This is a genomic window from Methylotenera sp. E1MeOHC1 (assembly GCF_058745595.1).
This window is the reverse complement of record NZ_CP196025.1, coordinates 1,075,593-1,090,069: the sequence shown is the minus strand read 5'-3', so window position 1 is coordinate 1,090,069 and position 14,477 is coordinate 1,075,593. Positions and strand designations below refer to the sequence as shown.

General features: G+C 44.1%; 11 protein-coding genes. 8 read left to right on the top strand and 3 right to left on the bottom strand.

What is annotated here, in order from left to right:
• The first annotated feature begins 9 nt into the window (after positions 1 to 9).
• On the top strand, positions 10 to 912 hold the full coding sequence (locus ACSSU7_RS04975; protein WP_492517609.1) for a ZIP family metal transporter: 903 nt from the start codon (positions 10 to 12) through the stop codon (positions 910 to 912).
• 199 nt (positions 913 to 1,111) lie between these two features.
• Positions 1,112 to 2,467 (top strand): 30S ribosomal protein S12 methylthiotransferase RimO, encoded by a 1,356-nt coding sequence (gene rimO / locus ACSSU7_RS04970; RefSeq protein ID WP_492517608.1) that lies wholly within the window; start codon positions 1,112 to 1,114, stop codon positions 2,465 to 2,467.
• Between the two features lie 14 nt (positions 2,468 to 2,481).
• Here the strand turns inward: rimO and ACSSU7_RS04965 are convergent, their stop codons facing one another.
• Both ACSSU7_RS04965 and ACSSU7_RS04960 read right to left on the bottom strand, forming a co-directional pair.
• On the bottom strand, positions 2,482 to 2,805 hold the full coding sequence (locus tag ACSSU7_RS04965) for a hypothetical protein (protein ID WP_492517607.1): 324 nt from the start codon (positions 2,803 to 2,805) through the stop codon (positions 2,482 to 2,484).
• 73 nt (positions 2,806 to 2,878) lie between these two features.
• Positions 2,879 to 3,502, bottom strand: coding sequence for a TetR family transcriptional regulator (locus ACSSU7_RS04960; RefSeq protein ID WP_492517606.1), 624 nt, complete (start codon positions 3,500 to 3,502; stop codon positions 2,879 to 2,881).
• A 180-nt stretch (positions 3,503 to 3,682) separates the two neighbouring features.
• On the opposite strand from ACSSU7_RS04960, the gene ACSSU7_RS04955 reads away from it, so the two are divergent.
• From ACSSU7_RS04955 to ACSSU7_RS04945, 3 genes are read left to right on the top strand one after another with little or no spacing between them, the layout of a single operon-like run.
• Entirely contained in the window at positions 3,683 to 4,936 is a 1,254-nt protein-coding gene (locus tag ACSSU7_RS04955; protein WP_492517605.1) for an efflux RND transporter periplasmic adaptor subunit, read from the top strand.
• A 45-nt stretch (positions 4,937 to 4,981) separates the two neighbouring features.
• Positions 4,982 to 8,137, top strand: coding sequence for an efflux RND transporter permease subunit (locus ACSSU7_RS04950; RefSeq protein ID WP_492517604.1), 3,156 nt, complete (start codon positions 4,982 to 4,984; stop codon positions 8,135 to 8,137).
• Entirely contained in the window at positions 8,134 to 9,576 is a 1,443-nt protein-coding gene (locus tag ACSSU7_RS04945; RefSeq protein ID WP_492517603.1) for an efflux transporter outer membrane subunit, read from the top strand. Before ACSSU7_RS04950 ends, ACSSU7_RS04945 begins: the two co-directional genes overlap by 4 nt.
• A gap of 29 nt (positions 9,577 to 9,605) precedes the next feature.
• Here the strand turns inward: ACSSU7_RS04945 and ACSSU7_RS04940 are convergent, their stop codons facing one another.
• Positions 9,606 to 11,309, bottom strand: a complete 1,704-nt coding sequence (locus ACSSU7_RS04940; RefSeq protein WP_492517602.1) for a cyclic-di-GMP receptor FimW-related protein — start codon at positions 11,307 to 11,309, stop codon at positions 9,606 to 9,608.
• Positions 11,310 to 11,525: 216 nt separating this feature from the next.
• On the opposite strand from ACSSU7_RS04940, the gene gltX reads away from it, so the two are divergent.
• The 3 genes from gltX (at position 11,526) to hflX (ending at position 14,415) form a co-directional block, all read left to right on the top strand.
• A complete protein-coding gene (gltX, locus tag ACSSU7_RS04935) occupies positions 11,526 to 12,920 on the top strand; it encodes a glutamate--tRNA ligase (protein WP_492517601.1) in 1,395 nt (464 codons plus the stop codon).
• A gap of 118 nt (positions 12,921 to 13,038) precedes the next feature.
• Positions 13,039 to 13,275, top strand: coding sequence for an RNA chaperone Hfq (hfq, locus tag ACSSU7_RS04930; protein WP_135277501.1), 237 nt, complete (start codon positions 13,039 to 13,041; stop codon positions 13,273 to 13,275).
• A gap of 12 nt (positions 13,276 to 13,287) precedes the next feature.
• On the top strand, positions 13,288 to 14,415 hold the full coding sequence (hflX, locus tag ACSSU7_RS04925; protein ID WP_492517758.1) for a GTPase HflX: 1,128 nt from the start codon (positions 13,288 to 13,290) through the stop codon (positions 14,413 to 14,415).
• Positions 14,416 to 14,477: the final 62 nt, after the last annotated feature.

Sequence of the window (14,477 nt, the reverse complement as noted above, 5' to 3'; positions counted from 1 at the left end):
AAGTGTTGCATGACAATTCCCGAGTTACCTATTCTTGCATGGATTATTATCTCTAGCTTTACTGGCGGGGTGTTAAGCGTATCTTTGGCGGCATTGTTTGCACTCAATCTCCGCACGGCATGGATTCCTATGCTGGTTAGCTATGCTATTGGCGCAATGTTAGGTGCTGTATTTTTAGAAATTCTTCCCCATGCTTTTAATGAAGCGAGTAGTATAGAAAGTATCTCTGCAACCCTACTATTTGGGTTGCTGTTGTTTTTTGTGCTAGAGAAATTAGTGATTTGGCGGCATTGTCATGGCGACCACTGCGAAGTGCACGCGATTCATACCGAGGAAGATTGCCCATTAACGCATCCGCAATCTGAGGTTGCAGCAGATGGTGTGAAGTATAAAGCGGTGGCTGCAACAAAAGCGCCATCATTAACGCAGGTGCACAGTCATAGCCATGCACACCACCACGATAGTGGGCGCAGTGGCATGATGATTATGATTGGAGATACTTTCCATAATTTTGTGGATGGTGTCTTAATTGCGGCGGCATTTTTAGTGGATGTTAAATTAGGCGTGGTGACCGCGCTTGCCATTATTTCGCACGAAATCCCACAAGAGGTGGGTGACTTTTTAATATTGCTACACTCGGGTTACAGCAAAAAACAGGCACTGGTGTTTAATTTAGTGTCTAGTTTGGCAACCTTGGTTGGCGGGCTCATTGCTTATTATGCTTTGCAATATGTGATGAGTTGGGTTCCCTATATTTTAGGGTTGGCAGCAGCAAGTATGCTGTATGTAGCAGTGGCTGATTTAATTCCTAGTTTGCATAAACGTACGGAGTTAAAAGCAACCGTAAGTCAGGTGCTACTCATCGCTTTGGGGGTCGGTACCATCTTCTTGGTGGGTTATTTCATCCACTGATTGCTTGTTGTGTTGGTGGCGCCGATGTTTAACACCGAGTAGCCACAGTAGCAGGGCGCAGGGCAGTAAGCCGTAGAATATAAACGTGAGTAAACCTGCAACGACTGATTTTTCAGTGGCTGCCATGAGCACAACAACATACATCCAGGCAATAGCAATAATATACATTTGAATTAATTTTTAAGATTTATAGGTTTTTATGACAATGAGTACTACAAGCAAAAACTCCACGCCTAAAGTAGGCTTTGTATCATTAGGCTGCCCTAAAGCAGGCTCAGACGCAGAGCGTATTCTCACCCAATTACGGGCGGAAGGCTATGAAATTTCTGGAAGCTATGACGAAGCAGATTTAGTGGTAGTCAATACCTGTGGTTTTATTGATAGTGCCGTTGAAGAGTCTTTGGATGCCATTGGTGAAGCAATTAATAAAAACGGTAAAGTGATTGTTACCGGCTGTTTAGGTGCTAAAAAGGGTGTGGTTGAAGCTGCGCACCCAAGCGTATTGGCGGTAACAGGCCCGCATGCGCTGGAAGAAGTAATGACAGCAGTACATGCAAACCTGCCTAAGCCGCATGAGCCATTTATTGATTTAGTGCCGCCACAAGGCGTAAGGTTGACACCTAAGCATTACGCTTACCTTAAAATTTCTGAAGGCTGTAATCATCGTTGCAGCTTCTGTATTATTCCTAGCATGCGTGGCGATTTAGTCAGCCGCCCAATTGGCGAAGTACTTAACGAAGCTGAGAATTTAGTGAATGCTGGTGTGAGTGAAATTTTAGTGATTTCACAAGATACTTCAGCTTATGGTGTTGATGTTAAATATCGCCCAGGTTTCTGGAATGGTCGCCCAGTTAAAACCCGTATGACAGAATTGACACAAGCTTTAAGTGAGCTTGGTGTTTGGACACGCTTGCATTATGTGTATCCATACCCGCATGTAGATGAGGTGATTCCATTGATGGCGGATGGTCTGATTCTGCCTTATCTAGACGTGCCATTCCAGCATGCTAGCCCGCGTATATTAAAGGCAATGAAGCGTCCGGCAAGCAGTGAAAATAACTTGGCGCGCATTAAAGCCTGGCGTGATATCTGCCCAGACATTACGATTCGCAGCACATTCATTGCCGGCTTTCCCGGTGAAACTGAAGATGACTTTAAACAACTGCTAGACTTTATGGAAGAGGCGCAGTTGGACAGAGTAGGTTGTTTTGCTTATTCAGCAGTAGATGGTGCGGCAGCCAATGCCTTGCCGGATCAAGTGCCGGAAGAAGTTAAACAAGAGCGCTTAAGCCGTTTTATGGAAGTGCAGGAACGTATTAGTGCGGCGAAAGTACATGCCAAAATTGGTAGCATTCAAACAGTATTAGTTGATGAAATTGTGACCGATGTTGAAGGTAATATCGAGGCGATTGGCCGCACTAAAGCGGATGCGCCAGAGATTGATGGCGTGGTGTACCTTGAAGATGCTGAAGGCTTAACACCGGGTGATTTTGTCGAAGTGGAAATTTATAGCGCTGATGGGCATGATTTGCGTGGCGGTCCACCACGTAGCTAATAAAAGCTTATATATTAGCTAAATAAGTCCTGCATGATAGGTGCAGGACGTTCACTGTCAGCACGCTCCTCTAAGAAGTCAAATGTAAGCGGGCAGCGCATTGGTTTTTTTGCGGCTTTACGACGTTTCTGGGTAGTTGATTCTAGGTCGATAAATGGCGTTTGGCTAACACGGATATAGCCTGAGGCGTTGAGTTTTTGCTCAGTGGTTTCAAACAGGCTTAGTGGGTTATCTATATTTTGTAGGGTAACAACTTGCTTACTCACTTTTAGCACGTTGTACATCACAAACTTGCTTGCGGTTTGTTTACCGTAAATTTCACCAGTATAAATAGCCACAATGCCCTCCAACGCTTAATATCTGCGTATGGTATCTCTACAGTAACTGATCTACAAGATTTATTTCTACTATCTATTTTCTACGTAATTTGATGTGTGATTTAATCAGGTCAACTGCTTGGTACCTGAATTTGCTGCCATCAGCATCTTTTACCCACATGTGCAGTAATCCACCAAAAAACAAGTGGGTATCCAAGGCGAGTGCGCGTGGTGTGAGTGTAGTTGCTAACAGGTTTTGTGACTGCGCTCGCTCGTATGCACCTTCAATTTTTTCTATTAAGCTAGAGCAGTTGTTCATGATTTGATGCAGCACTAATGCAAACTCATCGACATATTCGCATTTAATCATCATGATTTCGTAGATTTCTCGCATCTCAATATTGTCATTTAGCTCTTGTATAGTGTGACACATACTCGCTTCAATTTGATCTAACGGATTTTGTGAGTTGTCCGCGGATATTGCCAGCGTGTCGTCCATGCGATCAATCAGTGGTAAAAACACTTGCTCACGAATGGCATGAAAGATCTCTGTTTTGTTCTTAAAATGCCAGTAAACGGCGCCACGGGTGACGTCTGCTTGTGAGGCGATATGCTCCAAGGTTGATTTACTTACTCCACGTGCAAGAAACACTACACGAGCCGCATCTACTATCTTTTGGCGAGTAAGTTCTGCATCTTCTTTGGTTTTTCTGACCATGTTTAATCTCACTAATACAACTTCAATTTTTGCGTATTTTAAATCAATTAGGCTTTACATACATTCCTGTTTGTATATAATATACATACAAATCTGTATGTAAGCAAGAGCAGATGACTTCTATTTTTAATAAAAACATAGAATAATTAGCAAGTTATAAAAACAACCGTGGAGTTTTAAATGGCAAATAAGACCGCAAGTCAGAATCAGCAACATATTCAAATACAGTCGTTTAACGCGCAGGCAGCACATGCGAAACGAACATTGATGACATCAGGCATGATGTTGGCGCTGATTAGCGTCCTTGTTGGCTCTATGCTGGCAGCATGTAGCAAGCAGGAAAACGGTGGGCAGACGCAAGGTGCGATGCCACCTATGCCAGTAGGTGTAATTACCATGGCTCCGGGCAGTGTGCCGTTAAGCGCAGAGGCTGTAGCGCAAACTGAAGGCGCAAAAGAAGTTGAAATTAGACCGCGTGTTGGCGGTATTTTGCTTAAAAAACTGTTTGAAGAGGGTGAGCCAGTAAAAGCAGGTCAGGCAATGTTTTTAATTGACCCTGTGCCTTATCAAATCGCGCTTGCAAATGCTAAAGCACAATTAGCACAACAAAAAGCACGGTTTGATCAAGCAAAGCGCGAAGCGCAGCGTTTGCAAGCATTGGTTGCAACGCAGTCAGTGAGTCAGCGTGAAGCGGATAATGCTAACTCTGATAATGCATTGGCAACAGCGAGTTTGGCGCAATATGAAGCAGCCGTGCGTGAGGCAGAGTTGAATTTATCTTATACCACTGTGACATCGCCTTTGTCTGGTGTGGCGGGTAGGTTCGAGTTATCAGAAGGTGCATTGGTGAGTGCCAATACTAGTTTATTAAGTACTGTAAGTCAGATTAGTCCAATCTGGGTACGCTTTAGTTTGTCTGATGCAGAATTGGCGCAATTGGGCGGCCCATTGACGCAGAAAAGTGTAAAAGAGGTAAGGTTGGTACTGCCTAATGGTGAAGAGTATTCAAAATCAGGTCAGCTCAACTTTGCTGCAAGTGGCATTGATCCGCAATTAGGTACACAACAATTGCGCGCAACTTTTGATAATGCTGATAAACGCTTGTTGCCAGGCCAGTTTGCCAGAATCAGAGTAATCACTGGGCAAAAAGATGGTGTGTTTGTAGTACCACAGACCTCAGTATTAAATAGTGATCAGGGCAAGTTTGTGTTTGTAGCCAATGATAAAAATGAAGTGGTAGTTAAGCCGGTAGTTGCAGGTAATTGGGTTGGTAAAAACTGGGTCATCTTAAGTGGCTTGGAGACTGGTGATAAAGTGATTACCGACAATATTATTAAGCTACGCCCTGGTGCAATTGTAGCGCCGCATCCTGTGGGTGAGACTGATGCTGCTGCAGCATCAGCAAAACATGAATCAACTGGTTCAGCAAAATAAGTTCATCACCCAATGCTAAATCGTCAGGCTTAATCGAGAATCCTTATGAGTAAATTTTTTATTACACGGCCTATTTTTGCAAGTGTACTGTCTATCATTATCGTATTGGCGGGCTTAGCTGCCGCCTTTAAATTACCGATTGCACAGTACCCGCAAATTGCGCCACCTACCGTATTAATTACAGCAACTTACCCTGGTGCAAGTGCGGATACGCTTTCTAAAACAGTGGCTGCCCCGATTGAGGAGCAGTTGAGTGGCGTTGAAGGCTTGCTGTATTTCAACTCCAGTGCCGACTCTAGTGGCACATTAACGATTACTGCTACGTTTGAAGTTGGCACTAATGTTGACCAAGCCACATTTAACGTAAGTAACCGTGTGAATATTGCTTTGCCACGCTTGCCTGATGAAGTGAGGCGTACCGGCTTAGTCGTGCAAAAACGATCAAACGATATTTTGTTGGTTGTGATGTTGACCGATAAGCAGAAAAAGTATGACACGCTGTTTTTAAGTAATTACGCTACCTTGAATGTGCTGGATGAGATTAAGCGTATTAAAGGCGTGGGTGATTCTGTTATTTTTGGCGCGCAAGATTACTCAATGCGTATTTGGTTGCGCCCTGACCGTATGGCGCAATTAGGGGTAACTACGACGGATATTGCTAATGCGATTCGTGCACAAAATGCACAATATGCTGCAGGTAAAATTGGTCAAGACCCAGCCCCATCTGATCAGCAGCTGGTGTACACAGTTACTGCTAAAGGCCGATTAATTGACCCATCAGAATTTGGCAACATTATTATTCGCGCGAATGGTCAGCGCGGCGTGCTGCATTTAAAAGATGTTGCACGTATTGAGTTGGGCTCACAAAGCTACAACGTACGTACTGCGTTAGATGGTATGCCTGGTGTAGGTATTCCTATTTTCTTGCAAACCGGTGCTAATGCGTTGGATACAGCGGCTGCGGTTAAAGCGAAAATGGCAGAGTTGAAAGTGCGCTTCCCAGAGGGAATTGATTGGGAAGTGCCATACGATACCAGTGACTTCGTAAAAGCTTCTATTTTAGAGGTGTTGAAAACACTGGGCGAAGCGATGGTGCTTGTGGTGCTTGTGGTTTTCTTATTCTTGCAAAGCTTCCGTGCGACATTGATTCCTATGATTGCGGTGCCTATTTCTTTAATTGGTACTTTTGCCGGTTTATGGATATTTGGCTTCTCTATCAACACGCTCACATTGTTTGCGATGGTGCTTTCTATCGGGATTGTGGTGGACGATGCTATCGTTGTGTTAGAGAACGTAGAACGTTTGATGGAAGAAGAGAAGCTGTCAGCGATTAAAGCTGCGGTTAAATCTATGGAGCAAGTGTCAGCGGCGGTCGTTGCGATTGTGCTAGTGCTGTGTGCTGTGTTTGTGCCAGTTGCATTCTTAGGCGGTATTGCCGGTGAAATGTATAAGCAGTTTGCTGTGACCGTTGCGGTGGCTGTTGTGATTTCAGGGGTAGTTGCACTAACCCTAACCCCAGCGTTGTGCGCAATATTATTAAAGAAAACACACGGCGAATCTGCGTTCTTTAAAGCATTTAACCGTATGTTTACACGTATCACGCATGTATATACAGGGGTTGTGAATTTAACCTTGCATCATAGAATCATCGGTACGTTTGTGTTTGCGGCAATCATTGCTGTCGTGGTTGTATTGTTGAGAGTAATCCCTGGTAGCTTTGTACCACCAGAAGATCAAGGTTATGTGATTTCTGCTGTGATTATGCCAGACGGTGCAACGTTGAGCCGTACCAGTAAAACCACTGAAAATGTGCGCGCTGCAATTGCGCAAGACCCTGCGGTAGCGCATGAGTTTGCTGTGAATGGTTTTGACTTGATTGGTGGCGGTAATAAAACCAGTGCAGCGACCATGTTTGTGCGTCTGAAAGATTGGTCAGAGCGTAAAACTACAGCTGATGATATTGTGAAAAAACTGTTTGGTATTGGCATGCAGCAGCCGGATGGCATGGCGATTGCATTTAATCCACCGGCGATTCGTGGCTTGGGCAGTTCTGGCGGTTTTGAACTGTATGTTCAGACACGCGGCGACTCTGATCCTGCACGTTTGTCTGCTGTGGTAAATAATTTGATCGATGCGCTTAAGCAAGAGCCTAGGTTAACTGAAATCAACACCTTCTTCCGACCAACTGTGCCACAGTTGTTTTTAGAGGTGGATGAAGCCAAGGCCCTGTCGCAAGGTGTGCCGGTATCTAGTATTTACGATACATTACAAAGCACTATGGGTTCCTTGTACGTGAATGACTTCAATAAATCTGGTCGTACTTATCGGGTGCAATTGCAGGCTGAAGCTGACTACCGTATGAAGGCTGAAGATTTAGGTAAGGTTTACGTGCGGTCTGATAAAGGCCTCATGGTGCCATTGTCAGCACTGAGCAAAGTGAAAGATATTGTAGGTGCTGAGCAATTAGAGCGCTATAACGGCTTGCTGTCAGCTAAAGTGCTAGGTAAAGGTGCATTGGGTGTGAGTTCAGGTGATGCCATTAAGATGGTTGAAAAAATTGCCGCACAGAACTTGCCAGATGGTTACCAAATTGCATGGACTGGACAGGCGTATCAAGAGAAACGTACAGGCTCAGCTGCGGTAATTGCGTTTGGTTTTGCCATTATCATGGTGTTCTTGATTTTGGCTGCACAGTTTGAAACATGGGCCTTGCCACTTGCAGTGATTATGGCGGTGCCTTTTGCTTTGGCTGGTGCGTTGATAGCCGTACTGTTCAGAGGAATGCCAAATGACATTTACTTCCAGATCGGTTTAATTACGCTGGTTGGTTTGGCGGCAAAAAATGCGATTTTGATTGTAGAGTTTGCAAGCCAAAAAATGGAAGAAGGGATGCCGGTTGCTGAAGCTGCGCTTGAAGCTGCAAGACTGCGTTTTAGACCGATTGTGATGACGTCAATGGCTTTTGTATTAGGTATTGTGCCATTAGTGATTGCAACAGGGGCAGGTGCAGCGGCAAGGCGCTCAATGGGTACTGGGGTGTTTGGAGGTATGTTGTTAGCGACTTTTGTAGCTACGATTTTTATTCCACTCTTCTTTACATGGTTGAGTAATAAAAATGTACATAGAAAACACCATGAAGTGCCTGACGATGCGCCAGTAGTTGAGACTTCAGTAAATACTGAGAATAAAGGTGCGGTATGAAACAAAATAAAAATAAATATTTAATAAAACCAGTTTTTTATCTTGTAGGTAGCTTAGTGTTGTCTGGATGCCAAACGATGGTTTGGCCAGACTACCTAAGACCAAAGGTCGAGACGCCGGATCGTTATGTGGAGTTGAGCCAAAATGCAGCGCAAAGCCATATTGCAAAAGATTGGTGGGCGCTGTATCAAGACGAAACATTGAACACGTTGATTGCCAGTGCGTTAAAGCATAATACGGATATCAAAGTAGCGGTTGCTAACATTGAGCAGGCCGATGCAGTGATGAAGGAAGCTGGTACTTTCTTGATTCCGTCGGTTAATCTGGATGCGGCTGGTACTCGCTCTCGTGTGACTGAGGCTGGTGCTTTCCCTGTATTTTCAGCTAACCCACGTAATAATTTCAATATTAAGCTGGGGACGACTTTTGAGCTGGATTTCTGGGGTAAGTTGGGCCGTGCTAAAGAGTCAGCACGTGCGTCAGCATTATCTAGCCGCTATGCTAAAGATACCGTGACACTGTCACTCACTGGCTTGGTTGCTAGCCAGTATTTGACGTTGCGTAGCTTGGAAAAGCAAATCCAGATTGCAGAGCAAAACTTGGTTAGCCGCGATGCTAGCCTTGCGCTCACCAAGCGTCGTTTAGAGGGCGGTATTGTTTCGGCGTTAGATGTATATCAAGCTGAGGTCGCTAACACTAATTTACGTGCGCAAATTGCAGATTTAAAACGCTTGCAGTCTTTAAGCTTGAACCAATTAGCGCTATTGACCGGAGACTTGGATTTAGCGGTACGTGGGTTAGGGCAAACTAAATCCGACATTATGGCGTTACCGGTTCCACCGATTCCGCCACTCGGGTTGCCTTCAAGTTTATTGGAGTCACGTCCTGACGTGCGTCAGGCAGAGCAACAAATGATTGCTGCCAATGCAAATATTGCCGTAGCAAAAGCAGCGTTATACCCAAGCATTTCACTGACCGCAAACTGGGGTGGAGAGAGCCTTGAGTTGAAAGACATCTTAAGCTCTGCAGCGCGTATTTGGACTGGCGGGCTTAGTTTGAGTTTACCAATCTTTAATGGCGGCAGGCTCGATGCTAGGGTTGATCAGGAAGCTGCTAAACAGAAAAAGACGCTTGCCACTTATGAGCGTACGATTCAAACCGCATTTACCGAGGTAAATGATGCATTGGTAAGCTTGCGTCAGCAAACAGAACGTGAGCAGTCTTTGCTGACTAGTCAAACTTCAGCGCAGAAAATGCTGACTTTGTCAGAGAACAGATACCAGTCAGGCTACTCCGCTTATATTGAAGTGTTAGATGCGCAGCGTACCTATAATGAAGCTAGCCTAGCTTTTGTACAGGCACGTCAGGCAAGGTTAGTTGCAACGGTAGATTTGTTTAAAGTGCTAGGCGGGGGCTGGGAGGCTGAGCCTACGAAATAGTGGTAACGTATATGGGTCGTGTGTGATGTTTACTGGTTAATGTCGGTGGTAAACGTTACACGCACCCAGTTGCCGTGACGCTCAAACGATTTTGTAAATCTAACTAATATTTCTTCACCTAATATCAGTACTTTGAAGATGTCGTTTTTATTGTATTGCAGCTTAGGAATAATCAGCGATTCTTGCTTGGTCAGTGATTGTTCTTTAGGTAAGTATAAACACATAAAGTTGCTTGGGTCGGTGCCAAAACTGCTATCTAAAAAACTAGTAGTATTGGCAAATACGGTGTTGGCAAAATAATTGTCTTTATTTTCATGCGCGCCTATTGATATAGCGACCTTAGGCGTTCTTAGGCTTATATTTTCCGCTTGAGAATAAAATCCAATATTACTAAGTAGTTCAACCCCTAGGTGCAACTCGCCTTGCGCAATTGGCCGGATATTCTTGATAATCCCTAATTTGGTATTGTTTCTGAGTTCTTTAGTAGATATGCCAATTAACATTCCTACACTTACGTCATGTGCATGTCTGCTCACATGTAAGCCTAAGCCTTTGCTAGACTCATCAATAATACTGGAGCGCTCACTGCTTATGTTCATGTGAATGATATTAGGCTCACTCCGATTGATATTGTGCGTTGCCAATCTTTCTTCAAATGACTTTTCACCTTGGTAGCCACGCTCTCCACGCTGCATCTTGATATTTTCATATTGCTTGATTTGATCACATACCTCTTTGAAGCCCAGGCTGGTAGTCGCTTGAGATACGTTTTTGTTTCGCTCTTCCAACCTGCGTTGACGGTTGTAATCAACGCGAGACCACTCGCTGTTTAATATTTCAAAAGTGGTGGAGGCATCCTTGTGCGAAATTAGCTCTTTCATAAAAGGCTGTTTTGGTGAAATATTGAACTCAATTAGTGAGATGCAAAGCTCTATTTTGGAAATTACACTATCCAAGTTCCAGTAACGATATGTGCTAGCTGGTTTAAAAGTACGAATACGTTTAGCCGGTTTGTTACCGGTAGTGTCTACGTAAAATAAATGCTGACTCTGATCAAACACACGGTCTACCGTTGTTTTGGATGTCCACATCATCAGCATTTTGCTCACGAACTCAATTTGTTCACATTTTAAGCTTAAGCTTTCTAGTGTGCCCAGCATGCATACGTGAATGTAAGCATTAGACAGTGAGATTGGCTCAAGCTCAGCGTAGGGCTGAATTTTTGCGTTGAGTAGAGATAGATTTTCGGCTAATAAGTATAGTTGTGATATCTGTGTCCAAACATTAGCCGGCGCGCTTTGGTAGTTGTAATAACGCCATTTAATCATTTGCGTTGCATTTCTGATTGCACGCGCTAAAAAAACATGAATATGTTTTTGGTATTGATCAGAAAAATTATCAATCAATGAAAAGTAAATCAAGAAAAGCTGGCGGTGGTAAAAAAAGACAGCATTCGTTACGCGCTCTTCTAATTCTGCGCTGATATGCTCAATGTGGATGAAATGCGTTGTGATTCTTTCGACAGCAATGTGTGTATTTTCGTCGATGGTGAAAAGTGCTTCTAGATTAGTAGGGTCGCTAAATGCATTGGTTTTAAATTCATCTCCTAATTTTGCTGTCGCAAATTCAATGGCAGAGATATCATCCATGCCCTTGATTTGATGCATCCAAGCCATAGATGTTTTCATCTTAGGTGTGGCTGCGCTCTTGAACAGATTGTGGAGAAATTCCATTTTTAGCTATATTCTTTCACTAGGTATAGTCTGAAAAGCAAGTAGTATGCCAGATTGTTTTCTTAATCCAAGCGCTATTCGCCATTGCACCAGTCATCATGCTGCTAGCAATGATGTATAGAGATTGTGTATTAATCTGTTTTTAATTTTTTAGACTTTATGTGAGCGTGATAAAATGTCAGCCTAACAATATAGATCGTAAAAAATTCAACAGATATGACAGTTCGCACACGTTTTGCCCCCAGTCCAACCGGATTCCTTCATATAGGCGGTGCTCGTACCGCTTTGTTCTCGTGGGCCTTTGCTAAAAAGCACAAAGGTGATTTTATTCTGCGAATTGAAGATACTGACGTTGCTCGCAGTACGCCGGAAGCGGTACAGGCAATTCTGGATGGTATGCAATGGTTAGGCTTGCATCATGACGAAGGCCCTTTTTATCAGATGCAGCGTATGGATCGCTACAAAGAAGTGATTCAAGCTATGCTGGCAGCAGGTAGTGCCTACTATTGCTATTGCAGTAAAGATGAGCTGGAAGCCCTGCGTGAAGCGCAGATGCAGCAAGGTGTTAAGCCACGTTATGATGGTCGTTGGCGCCCAGAAGAAGGTAAAGTGTTGCCTGCGCCACCACAAGGTGTTCCGCCGGTCATTCGCTTCAAAAACCCAAAAGATGGTTCTGTGGTATGGAATGATTTAGTCAAAGGCGAAATCAGTATTGCCAATCAGGAGTTGGATGATTTAATCATTGCGCGTGCTGATGGTACCCCCACTTATAACTTCTGTGTGGTAGTGGATGACTGGGAGATGGGCATCACGCAAGTGATTCGTGGTGATGACCACGTGAATAACACGCCACGCCAAATCAATATGCTAATGGCACTTGGTGCAACCATTCCACAATATGCGCATTTGTCCATGATTTTAGGTGATGATGGCCAGAAGCTATCTAAGCGTCATGGTGCTGTCAGTGTGATGCAGTACGATGATGATGGTTACCTGCCAGAAGCTGTGCTGAATTATTTAGCACGTTTGGGTTGGAGTCATGGTGATGAAGAGATCTTTAGTATGCAGCAGTTCTGCGAGTGGTTTGATCTAGACCACATTACACCATCTGCGGCGCAATTTAATACTGAAAAACTCCGCTGGTTAAACGCGCATTATATTAAACAAGCGGATTCGGGCTATCTGGTGAACGATCTGACCAAGCGCCTTGCTAAGCTGGGTGTGCAAGTTGGCACAATGCCAAATCTGGCTGCAGTCATTGATTTATACAAAGAGCGTGCGCATACGTTAAATGAGCTTGCTAGCAGCATTGCATACTTTTACCAAAAACCAGTGATTGACCAGGCGGCAGCTGAGAAGCATTTAACAGTTGAAATCAAGCCGGCTATGCTGAAGCTGACGGATGCTTTGGCTACAGTTGAGTGGCAGGCAGAGGCTATTCATCATGTTTTAAACGATGTGGTGACTGAGTTTCAATTGAAGTTTCCAAAAGTGGCGATGCCGTTGCGTGTGATGTTGACAGGCATTGCGCAATCTCCAAGCATTGATCAGGTAATGGCGTTGCTTGGTAGGGATGAAGTCATTGCGAGAATGAACGAAGTTAAATTTTAATTTTAATTAAAGAACGAATTTGGTTGTTCTATATCTTAACGAGAGTAAGATATTTGTATGTGGCTATAAACAGCGACAGGTAGTCAATTTTATTTAACTCCAAACAATAGGAGACATCATGAATCAAAAAGGGCAAATGTTACAAGACCCATTTCTCAACGCACTACGCAAAGAACATGTTGCTGTATCTATTTATCTCGTGAATGGTATCAAATTGCAAGGGCAGGTGGATTCGTTTGATCAGTACGTGATTCTGCTCAAAAATACTGTGACGCAAATGGTGTATAAGCATGCTATTTCAACAATAGTGCCGGCGCGTGCAGTGAATATAAATATGTCTGAAGGTGATGATTAAGCGTTGAAAGATTTGTTTGAAAGACCAAGTGGCGGTGATGCTGCTATATTGGTAAGTGTTGATTTTGGCGAAAATGATTACCAAGAAAGCTTGGAAGAGCTTCGCCAACTGAGCTTGAGTGCGGGTTTGGCAGTGCTGGGTAAGGTGGAGGGTAAGCGGTCTGTCCCGGACGCTAAGCTATTTATTGGCAGTGGTAAGGCTGATGAATTAGCGCAGATGATGCAAGCGGTTGAATCCCATGTTGCCGTCTTTAATCATGATTTAACTCCATCGCAGCAGCGTAACTTAGAGCGTCTGTTGCAAGCGCGTGTCGTGGATAGAACTGGGTTGATTCTAGATATATTTAGCCAGCGCGCTCAAACCCATGAAGGTAAATTACAGGTTGAACTTGCGCAACTTGAGCATCTGTCTACGCGCCTAGTGCGTGGTTGGACTCACTTGGAGCGTCAAAAAGGCGGTATTGGCGTGCGTGGCGGCCCTGGTGAAACACAGCTTGAGCTGGATAGGCGTATGTTGCGCGTGCGCGTTAAGCAGCTGCGTGAAAAATTACTAAAACTTAAAGCACAACGTGGTATGCAGCGTAGGGCGCGTAAGCGTTCTAACGTAATGACTGTGTCACTGGTTGGGTATACCAATGCCGGTAAGTCTACGATTTTCAATCGCCTGACTAAAGCTAATATCTATGCCGCCGATCAGTTATTTGCAACTTTAGACACAACCACGCATAAGATTTATATTGAGGGCTGCGGATCGGTAGTGCTTTCAGACACGGTTGGTTTTATTAAGCACCTGCCTCACGCGTTGGTCGAGGCGTTTGGCGCCACACTGGAGGAAGCAGTGCAGGCTGACTTGCTATTGCATATTGTGGATACGGCCAGTACTAACCGTGATGAGCAAATCGCACAAGTGAATAAAGTGCTGCATGAAATCGGTGCCTCAGAAGTGCCGCAGATTTTAGTGTATAACCAAATAGACCGCGTGGGTTTAGAGCCTGCGATTGGCCGTGATGAATATGGTAGAATTACGAGCTTGCATGTGTCAGCAAAAACAGGTGAAGGACTTGATTTTCTGAGATTGGCGATGGCGGAACACTATCAGTATGTACAAAAGCAAAGTACTGAAGAGAGTGCGTTTGTTTAAGTACAGTTAAATTACGCAGTATAAAAGTTTGGTGTGCTTGATTTCTAATCGTTGCATTGCCT